The sequence below is a fragment of the Pseudomonas sp. WOUb67 genome (genome assembly GCF_050058005.1).
Lineage (GTDB): Bacteria > Pseudomonadota > Gammaproteobacteria > Pseudomonadales > Pseudomonadaceae > Aquipseudomonas > Aquipseudomonas putida_R.
This window is the reverse complement of the sequence record NZ_CP170112.1, coordinates 5,928,262-5,951,549: the sequence shown is the minus strand read 5'-3', so window position 1 is coordinate 5,951,549 and position 23,288 is coordinate 5,928,262. Positions and strand designations below refer to the sequence as shown.

Annotated in this window: 19 protein-coding genes; 17 read left to right on the top strand and 2 right to left on the bottom strand. The window is 62.0% G+C overall.

Annotated features, from left to right (window positions below; translation table 11 throughout):
* Nucleotides 1-9: 9 nt before the first annotated feature.
* On the bottom strand, nt 10-2,712 hold the full coding sequence (locus ABOC32_RS26305; protein WP_426809429.1) for a [protein-PII] uridylyltransferase: 2,703 nt from the start codon (nt 2,710-2,712) through the stop codon (nt 10-12).
* A gap of 41 nt (nt 2,713-2,753) precedes the next feature.
* A complete protein-coding gene (map, locus tag ABOC32_RS26300) occupies nt 2,754-3,536 on the bottom strand; it encodes a type I methionyl aminopeptidase (protein ID WP_086978690.1) in 783 nt (260 codons plus the stop codon).
* Between the two features lie 345 nt (nt 3,537-3,881).
* On the opposite strand from map, the gene rpsB reads away from it, so the two are divergent.
* The 17 genes from rpsB to accA all read left to right on the top strand — a co-directional run bounded on the left by rpsB (nt 3,882) and on the right by accA (nt 23,256).
* Nucleotides 3,882-4,619: a 30S ribosomal protein S2 gene (rpsB, locus tag ABOC32_RS26295; protein WP_016501167.1), complete on the top strand. Its 738-nt coding sequence runs from the start codon at nt 3,882-3,884 to the stop codon at nt 4,617-4,619.
* Nucleotides 4,620-4,804: 185 nt separating this feature from the next.
* Entirely contained in the window at nt 4,805-5,668 is an 864-nt protein-coding gene (tsf, locus tag ABOC32_RS26290) for a translation elongation factor Ts (protein ID WP_426809428.1), read from the top strand.
* Between the two features lie 179 nt (nt 5,669-5,847).
* Nucleotides 5,848-6,591 carry a UMP kinase gene (gene pyrH / locus ABOC32_RS26285; protein WP_009686950.1) on the top strand — a complete coding sequence of 248 codons (744 nt, stop codon included), beginning with the start codon at nt 5,848-5,850 and terminating at the stop codon, nt 6,589-6,591.
* Nucleotides 6,588-7,145, top strand: a complete 558-nt coding sequence (gene frr, locus ABOC32_RS26280) for a ribosome recycling factor (protein WP_426809427.1) — start codon at nt 6,588-6,590, stop codon at nt 7,143-7,145. The genes pyrH and frr overlap by 4 nt, the downstream gene beginning before the upstream one ends.
* Nucleotides 7,146-7,161: 16 nt before the next feature.
* On the top strand, nt 7,162-7,917 hold the full coding sequence (uppS, locus tag ABOC32_RS26275) for a polyprenyl diphosphate synthase (protein WP_019472222.1): 756 nt from the start codon (nt 7,162-7,164) through the stop codon (nt 7,915-7,917).
* Entirely contained in the window at nt 7,917-8,732 is an 816-nt protein-coding gene (locus ABOC32_RS26270; protein ID WP_234227309.1) for a phosphatidate cytidylyltransferase, read from the top strand. The genes uppS and ABOC32_RS26270 overlap by 1 nt, the downstream gene beginning before the upstream one ends.
* Nucleotides 8,729-9,919: a 1-deoxy-D-xylulose-5-phosphate reductoisomerase gene (gene ispC, locus ABOC32_RS26265; protein ID WP_426809426.1), complete on the top strand. Its 1,191-nt coding sequence runs from the start codon at nt 8,729-8,731 to the stop codon at nt 9,917-9,919. Before ABOC32_RS26270 ends, ispC begins: the two co-directional genes overlap by 4 nt.
* A 70-nt stretch (nt 9,920-9,989) precedes the next feature.
* Nucleotides 9,990-11,342 (top strand): RIP metalloprotease RseP, encoded by a 1,353-nt coding sequence (gene rseP / locus ABOC32_RS26260; RefSeq protein WP_426809425.1) that lies wholly within the window; start codon nt 9,990-9,992, stop codon nt 11,340-11,342.
* Between the two features lie 73 nt (nt 11,343-11,415).
* Nucleotides 11,416-13,779 (top strand): outer membrane protein assembly factor BamA, encoded by a 2,364-nt coding sequence (bamA, locus tag ABOC32_RS26255; protein ID WP_426809424.1) that lies wholly within the window; start codon nt 11,416-11,418, stop codon nt 13,777-13,779.
* A gap of 44 nt (nt 13,780-13,823) precedes the next feature.
* Nucleotides 13,824-14,327 (top strand): OmpH family outer membrane protein, encoded by a 504-nt coding sequence (locus tag ABOC32_RS26250; protein ID WP_012270843.1) that lies wholly within the window; start codon nt 13,824-13,826, stop codon nt 14,325-14,327.
* A gap of 1 nt (nt 14,328) precedes the next feature.
* On the top strand, nt 14,329-15,384 hold the full coding sequence (lpxD, locus tag ABOC32_RS26245) for a UDP-3-O-(3-hydroxymyristoyl)glucosamine N-acyltransferase (protein ID WP_426809423.1): 1,056 nt from the start codon (nt 14,329-14,331) through the stop codon (nt 15,382-15,384).
* A 114-nt stretch (nt 15,385-15,498) separates the two neighbouring features.
* Nucleotides 15,499-15,939 (top strand): 3-hydroxyacyl-ACP dehydratase FabZ, encoded by a 441-nt coding sequence (gene fabZ, locus ABOC32_RS26240; protein WP_008094893.1) that lies wholly within the window; start codon nt 15,499-15,501, stop codon nt 15,937-15,939.
* A complete protein-coding gene (gene lpxA / locus ABOC32_RS26235; protein WP_086974736.1) occupies nt 15,936-16,712 on the top strand; it encodes an acyl-ACP--UDP-N-acetylglucosamine O-acyltransferase in 777 nt (258 codons plus the stop codon). The genes fabZ and lpxA overlap by 4 nt, the downstream gene beginning before the upstream one ends.
* 1 nt (nt 16,713) lies before the next feature.
* Nucleotides 16,714-17,841, top strand: a complete 1,128-nt coding sequence (lpxB, locus tag ABOC32_RS26230; RefSeq protein WP_426809422.1) for a lipid-A-disaccharide synthase — start codon at nt 16,714-16,716, stop codon at nt 17,839-17,841.
* A 1-nt stretch (nt 17,842) separates the two neighbouring features.
* On the top strand, nt 17,843-18,466 hold the full coding sequence (gene rnhB / locus ABOC32_RS26225; RefSeq protein WP_043196242.1) for a ribonuclease HII: 624 nt from the start codon (nt 17,843-17,845) through the stop codon (nt 18,464-18,466).
* Nucleotides 18,467-18,676: 210 nt separating this feature from the next.
* A complete protein-coding gene (dnaE, locus tag ABOC32_RS26220; protein WP_426809421.1) occupies nt 18,677-22,201 on the top strand; it encodes a DNA polymerase III subunit alpha in 3,525 nt (1,174 codons plus the stop codon).
* A 107-nt stretch (nt 22,202-22,308) separates the two neighbouring features.
* Entirely contained in the window at nt 22,309-23,256 is a 948-nt protein-coding gene (gene accA, locus ABOC32_RS26215) for an acetyl-CoA carboxylase carboxyl transferase subunit alpha (protein ID WP_234229706.1), read from the top strand.
* The last annotated feature ends 32 nt before the right edge of the window (nt 23,257-23,288 follow it).

Sequence of the window (23,288 nt, the reverse complement as noted above, 5' to 3'; positions counted from 1 at the left end):
GTCTAGTCGTTAAAAGGTCACGCGGGTAGGGCTGGCATCGCTGGCCTGGCCGGCCTGCAACTGCTGGACGATGGCCTCCTGCAGGCGGCTGCACAGCTGCGGGTCGGACAGCGGCTGGTTGTCGGCATCGGTGATGAAGAACACGTCTTCCACCCGTTCGCCGAGGGTGGCGATCTTGGCGTTCTGCAGCGACAGGTCGAACTCCAGGAAGATCCGTCCCAGCCGGGCCAGCAGGCCTGGGCGGTCGGGTGCGGTGATTTCGAGGATGGTCACCGGCCGCTGGGCATCGTTGAGGATGGTCACCTGCGGCGGGAAGTTGAAGTGCTTGAGCTGGCGCGGCACCCGGCGCTGGATGATGGTCGGGTAGTCCTCGGGGTTGCGCAGCGCTTCGGTCAGGCCGTCGCGAATCTGCTTGACCCGCTGCGGGTTGTCGCCGATAGAGCCGCCGTCGTTGTCCAGCACGATGTAGGTGTCGAGGGTGAACTGGCTGCTGGACGTGATGATGCGCGCATCGTGGATGTTCAGGTTCAGCTGCGACATGGCCGCCACCGTCACGGCGAAGAAATCGTGCTGGTCGGGGGCGTAGATGAAGATCTGCGTGCCGCCCTCGAACTCGCGCTGGGTGGTTTCCTTGATCAGTACCAGCGGCCCGCCATCGGCAGGCTGCTGCAGGATCGCATCCGTGTGCCAGGCCACGTCGGCGGCATTGTGCTTGAGAAAATAGTCATCGCCCAACTGCGACCACAGCTGCTCGACGTCGTCCGGGTCGGTGCCCTCGCGTACAAGGATGTCCAGGGCTGCAGACTGGGTCTGGCGAATCTGCTCTTCGCGGTCCAGCGGGTTTTCCAGGCCACGGCGCAGGGCGCGCTTGGTCTCGCTGTAAAGCTGGCGCAGCAGGCTGGCCCGCCACGAGTTCCACAGGCTGGGGTTGGTGGCATTGATGTCGGCCACGGTCAGCACGTACAGGTAGTCCAGGCGCGTCTCGTCGCCCACGTGCAGGGCAAAGTCGTTGATCACCTGCGGGTCGGACAAGTCCTTGCGCTGGGCGGTGGTCGACATCACCAGGTGGTTCTGCACCAGCCAGACGATCAGGCGACTGTCCCAGGCCGGCAACTGGTGGCGTTCGCAGAATTTCTTCGCATCCACCGCACCGATTTCCGAGTGGTCGCCCTGGCGGCCCTTGCCGATGTCATGGTACAGGCCGGCCAGGTAGATCAGCTCGGGCTTGGGCAGGCGCCCCATGAGCTTGCTGGCCAGCGGGAACTTCTCGGACACCGGCGTGTACTGCAGTTTGCGCAGGTGCTTGATGAGGTTGAGCGTGTGCGCATCGACCGTATAGATGTGGAACAGGTCGTGCTGCATCTGCCCGACGATCAGGCCGAATTCCGGCAGGTAGCGGCCAAGGATGCCGTAGCGGTTCATCCGGCGCAGGTTGCGGTGGATGCCGATTTCGCACTTGAACAGCTCGATGAACAGGCTGGTGTTGCGGATATCGGTGCGGAAGGTGTCGTCGATCAGGTGGCGATGCTCACGCAGCAGGCGCACCGTATCGGCACGCACGCCCTTGATTTCGGGGTGCTGGGCCATCAGCACGAAGATTTCCAGCATGGCGAACGGTGTGCGCTTGAACACGTTCGGGTTGGCGGCCTCCAGGTAGCCGTCATGCAGCCGGAAGCGCGCATTCAGCGGCTGGGTGCTGCCACTTTCTTCGTCGGCGAGGATAACCTCTTCGAAGTGCTGGATGATCAGGTCGCACAACTGGCTGATGCTCATTACCACCCGGTAGTACTGCTGCATGAACTGCTCGATTGCCCGCTTGGGGTTCTCGTCGCTGTAGCCCAGCAGTGCGGCGAGGCTGCGCTGGTGGTCGAACAGCAGGCGGTCCTCGGCGCGACCGGCCAGCATGTGCAGGGCGTAGCGCACTTTCCACAGAAAATCCTGGGACGAAGCCAGCAGTTCGTTCTCGCTTTCCAGCAAGAAGCCTTCGCCCGCCAGTGCGTGCAGGTTCAGGGTACCGTACTGACGGCGGGCCACCCAGAGCACCGTCTGGATGTCGCGCAGGCCACCGGGCGAGCCCTTGACGTTGGGCTCGAGGTTGTACTCGGTGTCGTTGTACTTGTGGTGACGGGCCTTGAGTTCGGCGCGCTTGGCCAGGAAGAAGTCCTTGCTCGGCCACATGTGCGCCGTGCTGGTCACCTCCAGCATGCGCTGGCGCAGGGCTTCGGGCCCGGCAATGGTGCGGCTTTCCATCAGGTTGGTGATCACCGTCAGGTCGGCGCGGGCCTGTTCGGCGCACTCGTCGACGGTACGCACGCTCTGGCCCACTTCCAGGCCGATGTCCCACAGCAGGGTGAGAAAACGCTCAATGGCGTTGCGGTACTGCTCGTGCTCGGCGGCGCCCAGTAAAATGAGCAGGTCGATGTCTGAATGCGGGTGCAGCTCACCACGCCCGTAGCCACCCACTGCGACCAGGGCGATACCGCTGTGGTCGCCCCAGTCGAACTGGTTCCAGGCCTGTTGCAGGATATTGTCGACGAGCCAGGCGCGGGCTTCGATCAGCGGGCGGATTTCGCCGCCGCTGCGGAAACGTTTGTCGAGCACCTCGCCGGCCTGGCGGATGGCTTTCTTGAAGGCGGCGATGGGGCTCGCCTTGAGGGCCAGTTCCGCCTGGAACTGGCCGCGATCGAACAGCTCGGGGTCCACCTGGGGCATCGCGTCACGTTCCTGTCGTCGGGTGGCCTGTCTGGGTGCGGTCAGGCCGAGGTGCGCGGGATGGTGTCGTCCTTGCGCAGGGTGAAGATCTCGTAGCCGGTCGCAGTCACCACCAGGGTGTGTTCCCACTGGGCCGAGAGCTTGCGGTCCTTGGTGATGGCGGTCCAGCCGTCGCCCAGCACCTTGGTGTCGGCCTTGCCCTGGTTGATCATCGGTTCGATGGTGAAGGTCATGCCTTCTTTCAGTTCCATACCGGTGCCGGCGCGGCCGTAGTGCAGGATCTGCGGCTCTTCGTGGAACACCTTGCCGATGCCGTGGCCGCAGAACTCGCGCACCACCGAGAAGCCGTTCTTTTCCGCGTGCTTCTGGATCACTTCGCCGATATCGCCCAGGCGGCAGCCCGGCTTCACCAGCTCGATGGCCTTGTACATGCACTCCTGGGTAACCTTGGACAGGCGCTCGGCCCATACCGGCACGGTACCGACGTGGAACATGCGGCTGGTATCGCCGTGGTAGCCGTCCTTGATCACGGTGACGTCGATGTTCAGCGTGTCACCATCCTTGAGCGGCTTGTCGTTGGGGATGCCGTGGCAGACCACATGGTTGATCGAGGTGCAGATCGACTTCGGGTAGCCCTTGTAGTTGAGGGGCGCCGGGATGGCCTGCTGGACGTTGACGATATAGTCGTGGCACAGGCGGTCGAGCGCTTCGGTGGTAACACCGGGCTTGACGTGTTCTTCGATCATTTCCAGCACGTCAGCGGCCAGGCGGCCGGCGATGCGCATCTTCTCGATGTCTTCTGCGGTCTTGATGTTGACGGTCATTACAGGCTCTCTACGGCGCCGCACGCGGCGCGAACAAACGGGAAAGGCCGGATTCTAGCAGAGCAGGGCGGCATTCTGTCGGGATAAAGGCGGCCATGCTGCTGTCTACAGGAGGCATTCTGGCCTGTTTGGCGGGGCGCTGCAAAAACCGCTGACGGACGCGACCTCATTCGGGTTTCGTTCGTTCGCGGTCTGTGGTATAACATGCGCCGCTTTCGGGGACGACCCCGTGAGCTTAAACCCACACACGTGTCGACACGATGACCTGGGTGCCCCGGATTCTCGAATTTGCGGGTTGGTCATTGGGACGCGTGGAGGCCCAACCCGACTTATCAAGGAACTATCATGTCCCAAGTCAACATGCGCGATATGCTGAAGGCCGGTGTGCACTTCGGCCACCAGACCCGTTACTGGAACCCGAAAATGGGCAAGTACATTTTCGGCGCGCGTAACAAGATCCACATCATCAACCTGGAAAAAACCCTGCCAATGTTCAACGAAGCTCTGGCTTTCGTAGAGCGTCTGGCTCAGGGCAAGAACAAGATCATGTTCGTCGGCACCAAGCGTTCCGCCGGCAAGATCGTCGCCGAGCAAGCTGCTCGTGCCGGTTCGCCATACGTTGACCACCGCTGGTTGGGCGGCATGCTGACCAACTACAAAACCATCCGTGCTTCGATCAAGCGTCTGCGCGACCTGGAAACCCAGGCCGAAGATGGCACCTTCGCCAAGCTGACCAAGAAAGAAGCCCTGATGCGTTCGCGCGATCTGGAAAAGCTGGACCGCAGCCTGGGTGGTATCAAGGACATGGGCGGTCTGCCTGATGCCCTGTTCGTGATCGACGTTGACCACGAGCGCATTGCTATCACCGAAGCTAACAAGCTGGGCATCCCGGTTATCGGCGTTGTCGATACCAACAGCAGCCCGGAAGGTGTTGACTACATCATCCCAGGCAACGACGACGCCATCCGCGCCATCGAGCTGTACATGACTTCGATGGCCGACGCCATCATCCGCGGCCGCAACAACGTTGCTGGCGGCACCGAAGTCTATGTTGAAGAAGCGGCTGCACCTGCTGCTGAGTAATAGGCGCTAGCGTCTACTTGGCACGCAAAAAGGGGGCTTTGCCCCCTTTTTGCCACCTTGAAATCCTGCTGTCAGCAAGGGCCCCGCATTATGGGTTGGCTGAGATAACAACAGCGGATTCGCAGAATTGAACGCCCGTGACGAGCGGGTGGAATGGTTGAAAAACTTTCCAAGAGGATTTTGAAATGGCAGCAATTACTGCAGCGCTGGTCAAAGAACTGCGCGAGCGTACTGGCGAAGGCATGATGGATTGCAAAAAGGCCCTGGAAAAGGCCGGCGGCGACATCGAAAAAGCCATTGACGACATGCGTGCCTCCGGCGCCATCAAGGCCGCTAAAAAGGCTGGCAACGTCGCTGCTGAAGGCGCTATCGCCGTCAAGACCGACGGCAAAGCCGCCGTTCTGCTGGAAGTCAACTCGCAGACCGACTTCCTGGCCCTGCAAGACGACTTCAAGAACTTCGTGTCCGAAAGCCTCGAAGAAGCCTTCGCCCAGAAGCTGACCGACGCTGCACCGCTGATCGCTTCGCGCGAAGCAGCCCGTGAAGCTCTGGTCGCCAAGTGCGGCGAAAACGTCAACATCCGCCGCCTGGTGCGCGTTGAGGGTGACGTTGTTGGTGCTTACCTGCACGGCAACAAGATCGGTGCCGTTGTTGTCCTGAAAGGCGGCGACGTCGAGCTGGCCAAGAACATCGCCATGCACGTTGCAGCTTCGAACCCAGAGTTCCTGGATTCGTCGGAAATCTCCGCTGATGCCATCGAGCGCGAGAAGAATGTCTTCCTGCAGCTGAACGCCGACAAGATCGCTGGCAAGCCGGAAAACATCGTTGAGAACATGATCAACGGTCGTATCACCAAGTTCAAGGCCGAAGCCTCGCTGAAAGAGCAAGCCTTCGTCATGAACCCGGAAGTCAAAGTCGGCGAGCTGGCCAAGAAGGCCGGTGCTGAAATCGTTTCGTTCACCTACTTCAAAGTAGGCGAAGGCATCGAGAAGCCGGTCGACAACTTCGCTGAAGAAGTTGCTGCCCAGCTGGCTGCTGCCAAGCAGTAAGACAGCCCCGTCTGTCGCCCCAAAGAGGCTGCCCGCTCACGCGCGCAGCCTCTTTGTCAAAGCGGGAGCGGTTTACGAGACCGTTGCTCGCTGACGCAGTCGCTGCGTCACGTTAGAGTTACATGCAGGCTCAAGCAGCCCGCCAGAATTTTTTACAAACGCCGCAGGAGAGATTCGCAATGGCTCAGCAGGGCAGTGGTCATCAGGCTCGCTATAAACGCATTCTACTCAAACTTAGCGGCGAGGCCCTGATGGGCTCGGAAGAGTTCGGGATCGACCCAAAAGTCCTGGATCGCATGGCGCTGGAAGTTGGCCAACTGGTCGGCATCGGTGTTCAGGTAGGTCTGGTGATCGGCGGTGGCAACCTGTTCCGTGGCGCGGCGCTCAGTGCAGCCGGCATGGACCGCGTCACCGGCGACCACATGGGCATGCTGGCGACCGTAATGAACGCCCTGGCCATGCGCGACGCGCTGGAGCGGGCAAACATTACCGCCATTGTCATGTCGGCTATTTCCATGGTTGGTGTGACTGATCACTATGATCGTCGCAAGGCCATGCGCCACCTGAACGCCAAAGAAGTCGTAATCTTCGCTGCCGGTACCGGCAACCCGTTCTTCACCACCGACTCTGCTGCCTGCCTGCGCGCCATCGAAATCGATGCCGACGTGGTATTGAAGGCAACCAAGGTCGATGGTGTATACACTGCTGATCCATTCAAGGACCCGCATGCCGAGAAGTTCGATCATCTGACCTACGATGAAGTGCTGGATCGCAAGCTGGGTGTGATGGATCTGACGGCAATCTGTCTTTGCCGCGACCACAAGATGCCGCTGCGCGTCTTCAATATGAACAAGCCCGGCGCCCTGCTGAACATCGTGCACGGCGGCGCGGAAGGAACCCTGATCGAGGAAGTTCAAAAATGATCAACGAAATCAAGAAAGACGCCCAGGCACGCATGCAAAAGTCGCTGGAGTCGCTGGTCCACGCATTTGGCCAGATCCGCACCGGCAAGGCGCATCCGAGCGTCCTGGGCAGCGTGATGGTGCCTTATTATGGCTCCGACACCCCGCTGACCAGCGTAGCCAACGTGACCGTCAAGGACAATCAGACCCTGCAGGTCGTGCCCTTCGAGCGCAACATGCTGGGCGCCATCGACAAGGCCATCGGCAGCGCCGGCTTGAACCTCAATCCGACCAACCTGGGCGAGTTGCTGCTGGTCAATATGCCCCCGCTGACCGAAGAAACCCGCAAGGGCTTCACCAAGCAGGCTCGCGCCGCGGCCGAAGATGCGCGCGTTGCCGTGCGCAACATTCGTCGCGACGCCCTGGGTGACCTGAAGAAGCTGTCCAAGGACAAGGAAATCAGTGAAGACGAAGAGCGTCGTGCCAGTGCTGACATCGACAAGCTGATCAAGGATGTCGAGGCGCAGATCGCCAAGGCTACCGAAGCAAAAGAAAAGGACCTGATGGCCATCTAAGGGTCAGGACGCCTTCATGGAAAAGACCAAGCAGACTGTGCCCTCCGTGGTGCCGCGTCACGTGGCAATCATCATGGATGGGAATAATCGCTGGGCGAAGAAGCGCTTCATGCCCGGGGTTGCCGGGCATAAAGCGGGTGTCGATGCGGTGCGCGCCGTGATCGAAGTGTGCGCCGACGCGAAGGTCGAGGTGCTCACGCTTTTTGCGTTCTCCAGTGAGAACTGGCAGCGACCGGCGGACGAAGTCAGTGCTCTCATGGACCTGTTCTTCAAGGCGCTGCGCCGCGAGGCCAAGCGCCTCAACGAGAACAACATCAGCCTGCGCATCATCGGTGACCGTTCGCGTTTCCACCCAGAGCTGCAGGCTGCCATGCGCGAGGCCGAGGCGCTGACCGCAGGCAACAACCGCTTCATCCTGCAGATCGCAGCCAACTACGGTGGCCAGTGGGACATCGCCCAGGCCGCGCAGCGGCTGGCGCGGGAAGTGCAAGCCGGGCACCTGCGCCCGGAAGACATCACCCCGGGCCTGCTGCAGACCTGCCTGGCAACCGGCGAGCTACCGCTGCCGGACCTGTGCATTCGCACCGGTGGCGAGCACCGCATCAGCAATTTCCTGTTGTGGCAGCTGGCTTACGCCGAGCTGTACTTCTCCGACCTGTACTGGCCGGACTTCAAACACGAGGCCATGCGCAACGCCCTGGCCGATTTCGCTTCGCGCCAGCGCCGCTTTGGTAAGACCAGCGAGCAGGTCGAGGCTGGAGCTCGTGCTTAATGCTTAAACAACGCATCATTACTGCGCTGATCCTGCTGCCGATCGCGCTGGGTGGCTTCTTCCTGCTCAACGGCGGGGATTTCGCCCTGTTCATCGGCTTCGTGGTAACCCTTGGCGCCTGGGAGTGGGCGCGCCTGGCCGGGTTGATGACCCAGCCGCTGCGCATCGCCTATGCCGCGGTGGTCGCCGGTGCGCTGATGTTGCTGTACATCCTTCCGGAGCTGGCGCCCTGGGTGCTGGGTGCCGCGGTGATCTGGTGGGGGCTGGCCACCTGGCTGGTGCTTACCTACCCGCGCAGCAGCGAGCTGTGGGCCAGTGCGGCCTGCCGGTTGCTGATCGGCCTGCTGGTATTGCTGCCGGCCTGGCAGGGGCTGGTGCTGCTCAAGCACTGGCCGCTGGGCAACTGGCTGATCCTGTCGGTCATGGTGCTGGTGTGGGCCGCCGATATTGGCGCCTACTTCTCCGGCAGGGCGTTCGGCAAGCGCAAGCTGGCCCCGCAGGTCAGCCCGGGCAAGAGCTGGGAAGGCGTGTATGGCGGCCTGGCGGTCAGCCTGGTCATTACCTTGGCAGTCGGCATCAGCCGCGACTGGGGTTTCGGCCAGATCCTGCTAGGCCTGCTGGGTGCCGCGCTGCTGGTCATGTCCTCGGTGGTCGGTGACCTCACAGAGAGCATGTTCAAGCGCCGTTCCGGCATCAAGGACAGCAGCAACCTGCTGCCCGGCCATGGCGGCGTGCTCGACCGCATTGACAGCCTTACCGCGGCGATCCCGATTTTCGCCGTGCTGTTGTGGGCTGCCGAATGGGGTGTGATGTGAGTCGCCCGCAACGTATTACCGTACTCGGGGCCACCGGCTCCATCGGCCTGAGCACGCTGGATGTGATTGCGCGCCACCCTGATCGCTATCAGGTGTTCGCCCTCAGCGGGTATTCGCGAATCGACGAGTTGCTGGCCCTGTGTGTGCGCCATCGCCCGGCGTTCGCGGTAGTGCCGAGCGCCGAGGCGGCCGTGCGACTGCGCGAGAACCTGGCAGCGGCCGGCTGCGCCACCGAGGTGCTGGAAGGCGAGGCCGGGCTTTGCCAGGTGGCGTCGGCGACCGAAGTGGATGCGGTGATGGCCGCGATTGTCGGCGCCGCCGGCCTGCGCCCTACCTTGGCGGCCGTCGAGGCGGGCAAGAAGGTGTTGCTGGCCAACAAGGAAGCCCTGGTGATGTCCGGCGCGCTGTTCATCGAGGCAGTGCGGCGCAGCGGCGCCGTGCTGTTGCCGATCGACAGCGAGCACAACGCGATCTTCCAGTGCATGCCCGGCGACTACGCTCGCGGCCTGAGTGCGGTCGGCGTACGCCGGATACTGCTTACGGCTTCCGGTGGCCCGTTCCGTGAGACGCCGGTCGAGGCGTTGCTGGACGTGACGCCGGAGCAAGCCTGTGCACACCCCAACTGGTCGATGGGGCGCAAGATTTCCGTGGATTCGGCCAGCATGATGAACAAGGGGCTCGAGCTGATCGAGGCTTGCTGGTTGTTCGATGCCGCGCCGGCCAAGGTCGAGGTGGTGGTGCACCCACAAAGTGTCATTCACTCCCTGGTCGACTACGTGGACGGCTCGGTACTGGCGCAGTTGGGTAACCCGGACATGCGCACGCCGATCGCCAATGCCCTGGCGTGGCCTGAGCGCATCGATTCCGGGGTGGCTCCGCTGGACCTGTTTGCCATCGCCCGTCTGGATTTCCAGGCGCCCGACGAACAGCGCTTCCCTTGCCTGCGCCTGGCGCGGCAGGCTGCCGAGGCCGGCAACAGCGCACCCGCCGTACTCAATGCGGCCAACGAAGTGGCGGTCGAGGCATTTCTTGAGCGGCGTATCCGCTTCCCGGAGATCGCGGGTATGATCGAACAGGTGCTCGATCAGGAGCCCGTCGTGCCGCTGCCGTCGCTGGACGCGGTGTTCGCCGCCGACCAGCGTGCCCGGGAGCTTTCCCGTGAGTGGCTGAGGCGTCACGGTCGCTGATGCAAGCCCGCCCAGGTTCGTGAGGGGGTTGGCATGATGCCGGCCCGCTGAACATCATTCGGAGATGGACATGACAGCGCTCTACATGATTATCGGCACCCTTGTGGCTTTGGGTGTGCTGGTCACCTTCCACGAATTCGGCCACTTCTGGGTGGCACGCCGCTGCGGCGTCAAGGTGCTGCGCTTCTCGGTGGGCTTCGGCACGCCGCTGCTGCGCTGGCATGACCGCCACGGCACCGAGTTTGTAGTCGCAGCGATCCCGCTGGGTGGCTACGTGAAGATGCTCGACGAGCGCGAGGGCGATGTACCGCCAGCGCTGGCCGATCAGTCGTTCAACCGCAAGTCCGTGGGCCAGCGCATCGCGATTGTCGCGGCGGGCCCGATTGCCAACTTCCTGCTGGCCATCCTGTTCTTCTGGGTGCTGGCGATGCTGGGTACCCAGCAGGTCCGCCCCGTGATCGGTACGGTAGACGCTGGCAGCCTGGCAGCATCGGCCGGGCTGACCGCAGGTCAGGAAATCGTTTCCATCGACGGCAAGCCGACCAACGGTTGGTCGGCGGTGAACTTGCAGCTGGTGCGTCGCCTGGGCGAGAGCGGAACGTTGCAGGTTGGCGTGCGCGACGAAGGCGCCACGGCCGAGCGCCAGCTGCAGGTCAAGCTGGACAGCTGGCTCAAGGGCGCTGACGAGCCGGACCCCATCCAGTCCCTGGGGCTGCACCCTTGGCGCCCGGCGATGGTGCCGGTGCTGGCCGAGATTGATCCGAAGGGGCCGGCTGCCGCTGCGGGCCTCAAGACAGGCGACAAGCTGCTGAGCGTCGATGGTGTGCCGGTGACGGAATGGCAGCAGGTGGTCGACAGCGTGCGTGCCCGCCCGGATGCCAATGTGGTCGTGCGTGTGGAGCGCGACGGCGCTGCCCTTGATGTGCCGGTGACCCTGGCACGCAAGGGTGAGGGCAAGGCTGCCGGTGGCTACCTTGGCGCTGGAGTGAAAGGTGGCGAATGGCCTGCCAGCATGCTCCGTGAAATCAGCTACGGCCCGCTCGAGGCGTTGGGTGAGGGCTTGTCCCGCACCTGGAACATGAGCGTGCTGACCCTTGAATCGCTGAAGAAAATGCTGTTCGGGGAGCTCTCGGTAAAAAACTTGAGTGGACCGATAACCATTGCTAAAGTGGCGGGCGCTTCAGCCCAGTCCGGCGTGGGGGATTTCCTGAATTTCCTGGCCTACCTGAGCATAAGCCTGGGGGTTCTTAACTTGCTGCCCATCCCGGTACTGGATGGGGGGCATTTGCTGTTTTACCTGGTCGAGTTGGCGCGCGGTCGTCCGCTGTCAGATCGGGTGCAAGGTTGGGGGGTCCAGATCGGTATCAGTTTGGTCATAGGGGTGATGTTGCTCGCCCTGATCAACGATCTGGGTCGACTATAAAGCTTCGCTCAATTGCGAACCTGCCGCGTTGTCGCGGCAGGTTGTTTATTGCCAGTTGGAATAAAAGGACTTCATGAAACGTCTGCTGCTAACTGCGGTCATGTCCGCACTGATGATCGCTGAAGTTCACGCCGAGTCCTTCACCATCTCCGATATTCGCGTCAACGGCCTGCAGCGGGTTTCCGCCGGCAGTGTCTTCGGTGCCTTGCCGCTGAACGTCGGCGATCAGGCCGATGACCGCCGCCTGGTGGACTCGACCCGTTCGCTGTTCAAGACCGGGTTCTTCCAGGACATCCAGCTGAACCGCGATGGCAATGTGCTGATCATCAACGTGGTCGAGCGCCCGTCGGTGTCGAGCATCGAGATCGAAGGCAACAAGGCGATCAGCACCGAAGACCTGATGAAGGGCCTGAAACAATCGGGCCTGGCCGAAGGCGAGATCTTCCAGCGTGCCACCCTTGAAGGTGTGCGTAACGAGCTGCAGCGCCAGTACGTGGCCCAGGGCCGCTATTCGGCCGAGGTCGACGCCGAAGTGGTGCCGCAGCCGCGCAACCGTGTGGCCTTGAAGATCAAGATCAACGAAGGCACCGTCGCTGCCATCCAGCACATCAACATCGTTGGCAACAACGTGTTCGATGATGACACCCTGGGCCAGCTGTTCGAGCTGAAGACCACCAACTGGCTGTCGTTCTTCAAGAACGACGACAAGTACGCCCGCGAAAAACTGTCCGGTGACCTGGAGCGCCTGCGTTCCTACTACCTGGACCGCGGCTACATCAACATGGACATCGCCTCCACCCAGGTGTCCATCACGCCGGACAAGAAACACGTCTACATCACCGTCAACATCAACGAAGGCGAAAAGTACACCGTTCGCGACGTGAAGCTGTCCGGTGACCTGAAAGTGCCGGAAGACCAGGTCAAGTCGCTGCTGCTGGTGCAGCCGGGCCAGGTGTTCTCGCGCAAGGTGATGACCACCACCTCCGAGCTGATCACCCGTCGTCTGGGCAACGAAGGCTATACCTTCGCCAACGTCAACGGCGTGCCACAGCCAAACGACCAGGACCACACGGTCGACATCATGTTTGTGGTCGACCCGGGCAAGCGTGCCTACGTCAACCGCATCAACTACCGCGGTAACACCAAGACCGAAGACGAAGTGCTGCGTCGCGAAATGCGCCAGATGGAAGGCGGCTGGGCTTCGACCTACCTGATCGACCAGTCCAAGACCCGTCTGGAGCGCCTGGGCTTCTTCAAGGAAGTCAACGTCGAGACCCCGCCGGTGCCAGGCACTGACGACCAGGTCGACGTCAACTACAGCGTCGAAGAGCAAGCTTCCGGCTCGATCACCGCCAGCGTCGGTTTCGCCCAGAGCGCCGGCCTGATCCTCGGTGGTTCGATCAGCCAGAGCAACTTCCTCGGTACTGGTAACAAGGTGTCCGTCGGTCTGACCCGTTCGGAATACCAGACCCGCTACAACTTCGGCTTCGTGGACCCCTACTTCACTGCCGATGGCGTCAGCCTGGGCTACAACGCCTTCTACCGCAGCACCGACTACGACGACCTCGACGTTGACGTGGCCAGCTACGCGGTGGACAGCTTGGGTGCCGGCGTGAGCCTCGGCTACCCGATCAGCGAAACCTCGCGCCTGACCTACGGCCTGAGCGTGCAGCAGGACAAGATCAAGACCGGCAAGTACACCGTTGACGAGATCTTCGATTTCCTTGACCAGGAAGGCGAGAACTTCCTGAACTTCAAGGCCTCGATCGGCTGGTCCGAGTCCACCCTGAACAAAGGCGTGCTGGCCACCCGTGGTCACTCGCAAAGCCTGACCCTGGAATCCACCATTCCGGGCAGCGACCTGTCGTTCTTCAAGCTCGACTACCGTGGCCAGCTGTTCCAGCCGATCAGCAACGACTACACCCTGCGCCTGCACACCGAGCTGGGCTATGGTGATGGTTATGGCAGCACGTCGGGCCTGCCGTTCTACGAGAACTACTTCGCAGGTGGCTTCAACTCTGTCCGTGGCTTCAAGGACAGCAGCCTGGGCCCGCGCAGCACCCCGAGCCGTGGGGCAGACGATCCTAACGGTAAACCGGGTACTATCCGTGACCCAGACCAGGATCCGTTGCCGTTTGGTGGCAACGTGCTGGTTCAAGGTGGCGTCGAATTGCTGTTCCCGCTGCCATTCGTCAAGGACCAGCGCTCGCTGCGCACTTCCGTGTTCTGGGACGTGGGTAACGTGTTCGACACCAATTGCGGCAACAAGCCTGATTGCGAAAAGGTTGGTTTCTCGGGCATGGCCAGTTCGGTCGGCCTGGGTGTGACCTGGATTACCGCACTGGGCCCGTTGAGCTTCAGCTTGGCAATGCCGGTCAAGAAGCCGGACGATGCTGATACCCAGGTGTTCCAATTCTCTCTGGGCCAGACCTTCTAAGGTCGGCCCCTGCTTAATGACAACGGTTTATCCAGGAGTGCATCGTGCGTAAATTGGCTCAACTGGCCGTAGTGGCCGCGGCGCTGGTCGCCACCCCGGCATTCGCCGAAATGAAGGTTGCCGTGCTGAACTATCAGATGGCCCTGCTCGAATCGGATGCCGCCAAGAAGTACGCGGTTGATGCCGAGAAGAAGTTCGGCCCGCAACTGACCAAGCTGAAAAGCCTGGAAAGCAGCGCCAAGGGCATCCAGGACCGCCTGATCAAGGGCGGCGACAAGATGCAGCAGCAGGAGCGTGAGCGCCTGGAGCTCGAGTTCAAGCAAAAGGCCCGTGACTTCCAGTTCCAGTCCAAGGAACTGAACGAAGCCAAAGCCGTTGCTGACCGCGACATGCTCAAGCAACTGAAGCCGAAGCTGGATGGCGCTGTCGAGGAAGTGATCAAGAAGGGCGGTTTCGACCTGGTCCTCGAGCGTGGTGCGGTCATCGATGTCAAACCTCAGTACGACATCACCCGCCAGGTCATCGAGCGCATGAACCAAGCCCGTTGATATGAGTGTGACCATGACGCTAGGCCAGCTGGCCGAGGCCCTCGGTGCCACCCTCAAGGGGCCCGAGGCGTTGCAGATTACCGGGCTGGCCACCTTGCAGGAGGCAGGCCCCGGTCAATTGAGCTTCCTCGCCAACCCGCAGTACCGCAAGTACCTGGATAACTGCCAGGCGGGTGCGGTATTGCTCAAGGCTGCGGATGCCGAAAGCTTCGCTGGCAATGCCCTGATCGTGGCCGACCCGTACCAGGCGTATGCGCGTATTTCCCACCTGTTCGACCCCAAACCCAAGGCTGTGGCGGGAATCCATCCCAGCGCCGTGGTGGCTGAGGACGCGCAGGTGGACGCCAGCGCCAGCATCGGGCCGTTCGCGGTGATCGAAAGCGGTGCGCGCATCGAGGCTGATGTCAGCATCGGCGCGCATTGCTTCATCGGTGCGCGTTGCGTTGTAGGCGAAGGCGGCTGGCTGGCGCCGCGGGTGACGCTGTATCACGACGTCATCATCGGCAAGCGCGTGGTCATCCAGTCGGGTGCCGTGATCGGCGGCGAAGGCTTCGGCTTTGCCAATGAGAAAGGTATCTGGCGCAAGATCGCCCAGATCGGCGGCGTCACCATTGGTGATGACGTGGAAATCGGCGTCAACACTGCCGTCGACCGTGGTGCGCTGTCCGACACGCGGATCGGCAACGGGGTCAAGCTCGACAACCAGATCCAGATCGCCCACAACGTGCAGATCGGTGACCACACGGCCATGGCCGCTTGCGTGGGCATTTCCGGCAGTACGCGCATCGGCAAGCATTGCATGCTGGCTGGCGGCGTGGGCCTGGTTGGGCACATTGATATTTGCGATAACGTATTTATATCCGGAATGACAATGGTAACCCGTTCGATCACCGAACCCGGTTCCTATTCCTCCGGCACTGCCATGCAGCCTTTGGCTGACTGGCGCAAGAGCGCTGCGCGTATCCGCCAGCTGGATGACATGGCCAAGCGTCTGCAGCAGCTGGAAAAACGCGTCGATACCGTGACCTCAGGTGGCCAGCCGACATCAGAAGGCTGATACCATTCCCTGAGCAAGAGTGAACAGTCGCTAGCTGGCTCCTCTTTGGATTGCTAAAGGAGCGTGAGGTCAGCACCTGCGCTCCCTATTCTTATTACAGGCTTCCCCCCCGAAATGATGGACATCAACGAGATTCGCGAATACCTGCCTCACCGTTACCCGTTCCTGCTGGTGGACCGGGTGACGGATCTGGACTTCGAGGCCCAGAGCATTCGTGCCTACAAGAATGTCAGCATCAACGAGCCGTTCTTCAACGGCCATTTCCCGGCGCACCCGATCATGCCGGGCGTTTTGATCATTGAAGCCATGGCCCAGGCGGCCGGCATCCTCGGTTTCAAGATGCTCGATGCCAAGCCCGCTGATGGCACCCTGTACTACTTCGTCGGCTCCGACAAGCTGCGTTTCCGTCAGCCGGTGCTGCCGGGTGACCAGTTGGTGCTGGAAGCCAAGTTCCTCAGCCGCAAGAGCATGATCTGGAAATTCGAATGCCGCGCCCTGGTCGACGGCAAACCGGTTTGCTCGGCACAGATCACATGCGCGGAACGCTCCCTATGAATTCGATTGATCCTCGGGCCATTATCGACCCGTCGGCCAAGCTGGCCGATGGTGTCGAGGTCGGCCCTTGGTCGATCGTTGGCCCCGATGTGGAAATCGGGGAGGGTACCGTTATCGGCCCGCACGTTGTGCTCAAAGGGCCGACCCGCATCGGCAAGCACAACCGTATCTTTCAGTTTTCCTCCATTGGCGAAGATACCCCGGACCTCAAGTACAAGGGTGAACCGACGCGGCTGGTGATCGGCGATCACAACGTGTTCCGCGAAGGGGTGACCATTCACCGCGGCACCGTTCAGGACCGTGCGGAAACCACCGTGGGCGACCACAACCTGATCATGGCCTATGCCCACATCGGCCACGACAGCGTCATCGGCAACCACTGCATCCTGGTCAACAACACGGCCCTGGCCGGCCACGTGCACGTAGGGGACTGGGCGATCCTGTCCGGCTATACCCTGGTGCATCAGTACTGCCATATCGGTGCCCACGCGTTTTCCGGCATGGGCACGGCGATCGGCAAGGACGTCCCGGCCTTCGTCACCGTGTTCGGCAGCCCGGCCGAAGCCCGCAGCATGAACTTCGAGGGCATGCGCCGCCGCGGTTTCAGCGACGAGGTGATCCACGTGCTGCGCCGTTGCTACAAGATTGTCTATCGTCAGGGCCTGACCGTCGAAGACGCGCTCAAGGAGCTGGCCGAAATGGCCGCGAAACACCCTGAGGTCGAACTGTTCCGTCAGTCGATCGAGAATTCCGCCCGCGGCATCACCCGCTGACATGGCCCCGCTTTGCGTAGCCTTGGTCGCAGGTGAGGCCAGCGGCGATATTCTGGGTTCAGGCTTGATGCGTGCCCTCAAGGCACGCCACCCCGGCGTACGTTTCATTGGCGTTGGCGGCCCGTTGATGGAAGCCGAAGGCCTGCAATCGTACTTCCCCATGGAGCGCCTGGCGGTCATGGGCCTGGTCGAAGTGCTGGGGCGCCTGCGCGAACTGCTCAAGCGCCGCAAGCTGCTGATCCAGACCCTGATCGACGAAAAGCCGGATGTCTTCATCGGCATCGACGCCCCCGACTTCACCCTCAACATCGAACTGAAACTGCGCCAGGTCGGGATCAAGACCGTGCACTACGTCAGCCCGTCGGTCTGGGCCTGGCGGCAGAAGCGCGTGCTGAAGATTCGCGAAGGCTGCGACCTGATGCTGACGCTGCTGCCGTTCGAGGCGCGGTTCTACGAAGAGCAGGGCGTGCCTGTGCGCTTTGTCGGTCACCCGCTGGCCGATACCATACCGCTCGAAACCGACCGCCCGGCAGCACGTGCAGCGCTGGGCTTGGGCGAAGGGCCGGTGGTCGCACTGATGCCCGGCAGCCGGGGCGGCGAAGTAGGGCGCCTGGGGGCGCTGTTCCTCGACGCCGCCGAGCGCCTGCAGCAGCAGGTGCCGGGCGTGCGCTTCGTGCTGCCCTGTGCCAACGCCGCGCGGCGTGCCCAGGTCGAACAGATGCTCGAAGGGCGCCAACTGCCGCTGACCCTCCTCGATGGCCAGTCGCACCAGGCCCTGGCGGCCTGTGATGCGGTACTGATCGCCTCGGGCACAGCCACCCTCGAAGCGCTGCTGTACAAGCGGCCAATGGTAGTGGCCTACCGCCTTGCGCCCTTGACCTACTGGATTCTCAAGCGCCTGGTGAAGAGCCCTTACGTGTCCCTGCCAAACCTGCTCGCCCAGCGTGAGCTGGTGCCCGAATTATTGCAGGACGCCGCCACCAGCGAAGCCTTGGCCAACACCCTTGCGCCGCTGGTGCGCGATGGCAGCCAGCAGACCGAACGTTTCGACGAAATTCACCGCACCCTGCGCCGTGACGCCTCCAACCAGGCGGCCGATGCGGTACTGGCCTTGCTCAAGGACCGCTGACATGCAATTTGGACTGGACTTCAACCTGGTCGAGGACCTGGTCGCCGGCGTCGACGAAGTGGGGCGTGGCCCGCTGTGCGGCGCAGTGGTGACCGCGGCGGTGATCCTTGATCCGGCGCGCCCGATCCTCGGCCTGAACGACTCGAAGAAACTCACCGAAGCCAAGCGCGAGGCGTTGTTCGACGAAATCTGTGAAAAAGCCCTGAGCTTCTGCATCGCCCGCGCCGAGGTCGAGGAAATCGACCGCCTGAACATCCTGCAGGCCACGATGCTGGCCATGCAGCGTGCGGTGGAGGGCCTGCACATTACGCCGAAGCTGGCCCTGATCGATGGCAACCGCTGCCCGAAGCTGGCTGTGCCAGCGTCGCCGGTGATCAAAGGCGATAGCCAGGTGCCGGCAATTGCCGCTGCCTCGATCCTGGCCAAGGTAACCCGTGACCGTGAGATGAGCGCGTTCGAGCTGATCTACCCAGGCTACGGTATGGGCGGGCACAAAGGTTACCCGACCCCGGTGCACCTTGAGGCGCTCGCGCGCCTGGGCCCTACGCCCATTCACCGGCGTTCCTTTGCCCCGGTGCGGGCGGCCTGGGAAGCACGCGAAGGCGTCACCGATTCCCTGATCTGACCTGCCAGGGCCCTTCGCTGCCCTTTCGCTCTTGTAGGAGCAGCCTTGTGCTGCGAAAGGGCCCGTCAGGTAAATGCAGTTGCTGCGCCTGTACTGGCCTCTTCGCAGCACAAGGCTGCTCCTACAGGGATGGTGCAAGCAGCCCCAAATCCCATCCCCATTTAAGCTACAATCCCGCCCTTGTCGTTAAGCACTGCTACAGGATCTTCCATGTCGGTTCCCTTCGTTCACCTGCGCGTCCACTCCGAATTCTCGCTGGTCGACGGCCTGGTGCGGATCAAACCGCTGGCCAAGGCGCTGGCGGGGATGAACATGCCGGCGGTGGCGATCACCGACCAGAGCAACATGTGCTCGCTGGTGAAGTTCTACAAGACTGCCATGGGCGCGGGCATCAAGCCGATCTGTGGTGCCGACCTGTGGCTGGCCGGTGCCGACCCGGAAGCCCCGCTGTCGCGCATCTGCTTCCTGGCCATGGACGCCAAGGGCTATCGCAACCTCACCGAGCTGATCTCGCGGGGCTGGACCGATGGCCAGCGCAACGGCCTGGTCATCCTCCAGCGTGAATGGATCGCCCCCGCCAGCGAGGGCCTGATTGCCCTGTCAGCGGGCAAGGAGGGCGATATCGGTATGGCCTTGTTGTCCGGCCGGGACGAAGAAGCCCAGGCCCTGCTGCAGGACTGGATGGCCATGTTCCCCGAGCGCTTCTACGTTGAAGTGCAGCGCACCAACCGCCCCCGTGACGAAGAGTACGTGCATGCTGCGGTAGCGCTGGCCGACAAGCTTGGCGCCCCATTGGTGGCCACCAACGACGTGCGTTTCGTCAAGCAGGCCGACTTTGACGCCCACGAAACCCGCGTATGCATTGGCGAAGGTTGGACGCTTGACGATCCGCGCCGCCCGCGTATCTACAGCGACCAGCAGTACTTGAAGTCGGCCGAGGAAATGGCCGAGCTGTTCAGCGACCTGCCCGATGCCATCGCCAACACCGTGGAAATCGCCAAGCGCTGCAATATCCAGGTGCAGTTGGGCAAGCACTTTTTGCCCGACTTCCCCACGCCCAATGGCATGGGCATCGACGATTACCTGCGGCATGTGTCCCACGAAGGCCTGGAAGAGCGCCTGGCGGTGTTGTGGCCGAAGGACACCACGCCCAATTACGAAGAAAAGCGCCAGGTCTACCTGGACCGTTTGAAGTTCGAGCTGGATATCATCATCCAGATGGGCTTCCCCGGTTACTTCCTGATCGTTATGGACTTCATCAAGTGGGCCAAGAACAACGGCGTGCCGGTCGGGCCGGGCCGTGGTTCGGGTGCTGGCTCGCTGGTCGCCTACGTGTTGAAGATCACCGACCTCGACCCGCTGGCCTACGATTTGCTGTTCGAGCGCTTCCTCAACCCTGAACGTGTTTCCATGCCCGACTTCGACGTCGACTTCTGCATGGACGGCCGTGACCGGGTGATCGACTACGTAGCCGATGCCTACGGGCGCAATGCCGTAAGCCAGATCATCACCTTCGGTACCATGGCCGCCAAGGCGGTGGTGCGAGATGTGGCGCGCGTACAGGGCAAGTCCTATGGCCTGGCCGACCGCCTGTCGAAGATGATCCCGTTCGAAGTGGGCATGACCCTGGAGAAGGCCCACGAGCAGGAAGAGATCCTGCGCGACTTCCTCAAGGGCGACGAAGACGCCCGCGAAATCTGGGACATGGCCTTGAAGCTGGAGGGTGTGACCCGCGGTACCGGCAAGCACGCCGGTGGCGTGGTGATTGCTCCGACCAAGCTCACCGACTTCTCGCCCGTTGCCTGTGACGAAGAAGGCGGTGGTCTGGTAACCCAGTTCGACAAGGATGACGTCGAGGCGGCGGGCCTGGTGAAGTTCGACTTCCTGGGCTTGCGTACCCTCACCATCATCAAGTGGGCGATGGAGATCATCAACCGTGAGCAGGCCAAGAAAAACCTGCCTGATCTCAACATCGACTTCATCCCGCTGGACGACCGCAAGACTTACGAGCTGCTGCAAAAAGCCGAAACAACGGCGGTGTTCCAGCTTGAATCCCGGGGTATGAAGGAGCTGATCAAGAAGCTCAAACCCGACTGCCTCGAAGACCTTATCGCACTGGTGGCGCTGTTCCGCCCCGGGCCGCTTCAATCGGGCATGGTCGATGACTTCATCAACCGCAAGCATGGGCGCGCCGAACTGGCCTATCCGCACCCGGATTACCAGTATGAAGGCCTGCAGCCGGTACTGGCGCCTACCTACGGCATCATCCTGTACCAGGAACAGGTGATGCAGATTGCCCAGGTGATGGCGGGCTACACCCTCGGTGGTGCTGACATGCTGCGCCGGGCAATGGGTAAGAAAAAACCCGAGGAAATGGCCAAGCAGCGCGGCGGCTTCATCGAAGGTTGCGCCAGTAACGGCATCGATGCCGACCTGGCCGGTAACATCTTCGACCTGGTAGAGAAGTTTGCCGGCTACGGCTTCAACAAATCCCACTCCGCCGCCTATGGCCTGGTGTCCTACCAGACGGCCTGGCTGAAAACCCACTTCCCGGCGCCGTTCATGGCCGCGGTGCTGTCGGCGGACATGCACAACACCGACAAGGTGGTGGTGCTGGTCGAGGAGGTGCGCAGCATGAAGCTGCGCCTCGACGCGCCGGATGTGAACTTCTCCGACTTCAAGTTCACCGTCAACAACGATGGCCGTATCGTCTATGGCCTGGGCGCCATCAAAGGTGTCGGCGAAGGCCCGGTGGAAGCGATCGTCGAGGCGCGTGCCCAAGGCGGCCCGTTCAAGGACCTGTTCGACTTCTGCGACCGCATCGACCTCAAGCGGGTCAACAAGCGCACCCTGGATGCGCTGGTGCGCAGTGGTGCACTGGACCGCCTGGGCCCGCACTTCCATGACGAGATCAAGGCCTACCAGGCCAACATCGACATCAACCGTGCAACCTTGCTCTCGGCGCTGGGTGAGGCCATCAAGGCCGCCGAGCAGGCGGCCCACACCGCTGACAGTGGCCATGTCGACCTGTTCGGCAGCATGTTCGACGAGGTGGAAGTCGACGTTTATGCCAACCACCGCAAGGTGCGCGAGCTGACCCTCAAGGAGCGCCTGAAGGGCGAGAAGGACACCCTGGGCCTGTACCTCACGGGCCACCCGATCGATGAGTACGAGACCGAGATCCGCCGCTTCGCCCGCCAGCGCATCATCGACCTCAAGCCGTCGCGTGAAACCCAGACCATCGCCGGCATGATCATTGCCCTGCGGGTAATGAAGAACAAGAAGGGCGACAAGATGGGCTTCGTCACCCTGGATGACCGCTCCGGGCGCATCGAGGCTTCGCTGTTCGCCGATTCCTTCATGGCGGCACAGTCCTTGCTGCAGACCGATGCCATGGTGGTGGTCGAAGGCGAGGTCAGCAATGACGACTTCTCCGGTGGCCTGCGCCTGCGGGTGAAGCAGGTGATGACCATGGAAGACGCGCGTACCAAGCTGGCCGAGAGCCTGCGCCTGAAGGTGGCACACGAGGCGCTCAAGGGCGACCGGCTGAAGTGGCTGGGCGAGCTGATCACCCGCCATCGTGGTGCTTGCCCGATCACCCTGGAATACACCGGCAGCGACGCCAAGGCCATGCTGCAGTTCGGTGAACAGTGGTCGATCGACCCGGCCGATGGGCTGATTCAGGCGCTGCGTGACCAGTTCGGGCGTGAGAACGTCTTCCTGCAATATCGTTGAATCGACAAAAAATTTAATCTCGACCTGAATGCGCCTGATCCCTTAAGGTAGGGCGCCAAACGGATCAACCGGCCGGCCGCCTGGCCGTAGACCCAAGACGGATGACTATGAACCCGAATTTTCTCGATTTCGAACAGCCGATTGCCGACCTGCAAGCCAAGATCGAAGGCCTGCGCCTGGTAGGCAACGACAACTCGCTGAACATCAGCGATGAAATTGCCCGTCTGCAAGACAAGAGCAACACACTGACCGAAAGCATCTTCGGCAACCTGACCAGCTGGCAGATCGCCCGCCTGGCCCGCCACCCGCGTCGTCCTTACACCCTGGACTACCTGGAGCACATCTTCACCGAGTTCGAAGAGCTGCACGGTGACCGCCACTTCTCCGACGATGCTGCCATCGTCGGTGGTACCGCGCGCCTGGATGGCAAGCCGGTCATGGTCATCGGCCACCAGAAGGGCCGTGAAGTGCGCGAGAAGGTACGCCGCAACTTCGGCATGCCGCGCCCGGAAGGCTACCGCAAGGCTTGCCGCCTGATGGAAATGGCCGAGCGCTTCAAGATGCCGATCCTGACCTTCATCGACACCCCGGGTGCCTACCCGGGCATCGATGCCGAAGAGCGCAACCAGAGCGAGGCAATCGCCTGGAACCTGCGCGTGATGGCGCGCCTGAAAACCCCGATCATCGCTACCGTTATCGGTGAGGGTGGTTCTGGCGGTGCACTGGCCATCGGCGTGTGCGACCAGCTGAACATGCTGCAGTACTCCACCTACTCGGTGATCTCGCCGGAAGGCTGCGCGTCGATCCTGTGGAAGACTGCCGACAAGGCGGCCGACGCAGCCGAGGCCATGGGCATCACTGCCGAACGCCTGAAGAGCCTGAACATCGTCGACAAGGTCATCCAGGAGCCGTTGGGCGGCGCCCATCGTGACCCGGTGAAAGTGTCGGAAAGCATCCGTGCCGACCTGATCCAGCAGCTGGACATGCTCGGCAAGTTCGATAACGACGCGCTGCTGGCCCGCCGTTACGAGCGCCTGATGAGCTACGGCCTCTGATGGGAAGCCGGGGCCGCTTTGCGGCCCATCGC

Excerpts from the sequence above, each read along its gene's own strand:
- ABOC32_RS26305 (WP_426809429.1), bottom strand. The coding sequence starts at position 2,712 with ATGCCCCAGGTGGACCCCGAGCTGTTCGATCGCGGCCAGTTCCAGGCG.
- map (WP_086978690.1), bottom strand. The coding sequence starts at position 3,536 with ATGACCGTCAACATCAAGACCGCAGAAGACATCGAGAAGATGCGCATC.
- rpsB (WP_016501167.1), top strand. The coding sequence starts at position 3,882 with ATGTCCCAAGTCAACATGCGCGATATGCTGAAGGCCGGTGTGCACTTC.
- tsf (WP_426809428.1), top strand. The coding sequence starts at position 4,805 with ATGGCAGCAATTACTGCAGCGCTGGTCAAAGAACTGCGCGAGCGTACT.
- pyrH (WP_009686950.1), top strand. The coding sequence starts at position 5,848 with ATGGCTCAGCAGGGCAGTGGTCATCAGGCTCGCTATAAACGCATTCTA.
- frr (WP_426809427.1), top strand. The coding sequence starts at position 6,588 with ATGATCAACGAAATCAAGAAAGACGCCCAGGCACGCATGCAAAAGTCG.
- uppS (WP_019472222.1), top strand. The coding sequence starts at position 7,162 with ATGGAAAAGACCAAGCAGACTGTGCCCTCCGTGGTGCCGCGTCACGTG.
- ABOC32_RS26270 (WP_234227309.1), top strand. The coding sequence starts at position 7,917 with ATGCTTAAACAACGCATCATTACTGCGCTGATCCTGCTGCCGATCGCG.
- rseP (WP_426809425.1), top strand. The coding sequence starts at position 9,990 with ATGACAGCGCTCTACATGATTATCGGCACCCTTGTGGCTTTGGGTGTG.
- bamA (WP_426809424.1), top strand. The coding sequence starts at position 11,416 with ATGAAACGTCTGCTGCTAACTGCGGTCATGTCCGCACTGATGATCGCT.
- lpxD (WP_426809423.1), top strand. The coding sequence starts at position 14,329 with ATGAGTGTGACCATGACGCTAGGCCAGCTGGCCGAGGCCCTCGGTGCC.
- fabZ (WP_008094893.1), top strand. The coding sequence starts at position 15,499 with ATGATGGACATCAACGAGATTCGCGAATACCTGCCTCACCGTTACCCG.
- lpxA (WP_086974736.1), top strand. The coding sequence starts at position 15,936 with ATGAATTCGATTGATCCTCGGGCCATTATCGACCCGTCGGCCAAGCTG.
- lpxB (WP_426809422.1), top strand. The coding sequence starts at position 16,714 with ATGGCCCCGCTTTGCGTAGCCTTGGTCGCAGGTGAGGCCAGCGGCGAT.
- rnhB (WP_043196242.1), top strand. The coding sequence starts at position 17,843 with ATGCAATTTGGACTGGACTTCAACCTGGTCGAGGACCTGGTCGCCGGC.
- dnaE (WP_426809421.1), top strand. The coding sequence starts at position 18,677 with ATGTCGGTTCCCTTCGTTCACCTGCGCGTCCACTCCGAATTCTCGCTG.
- accA (WP_234229706.1), top strand. The coding sequence starts at position 22,309 with ATGAACCCGAATTTTCTCGATTTCGAACAGCCGATTGCCGACCTGCAA.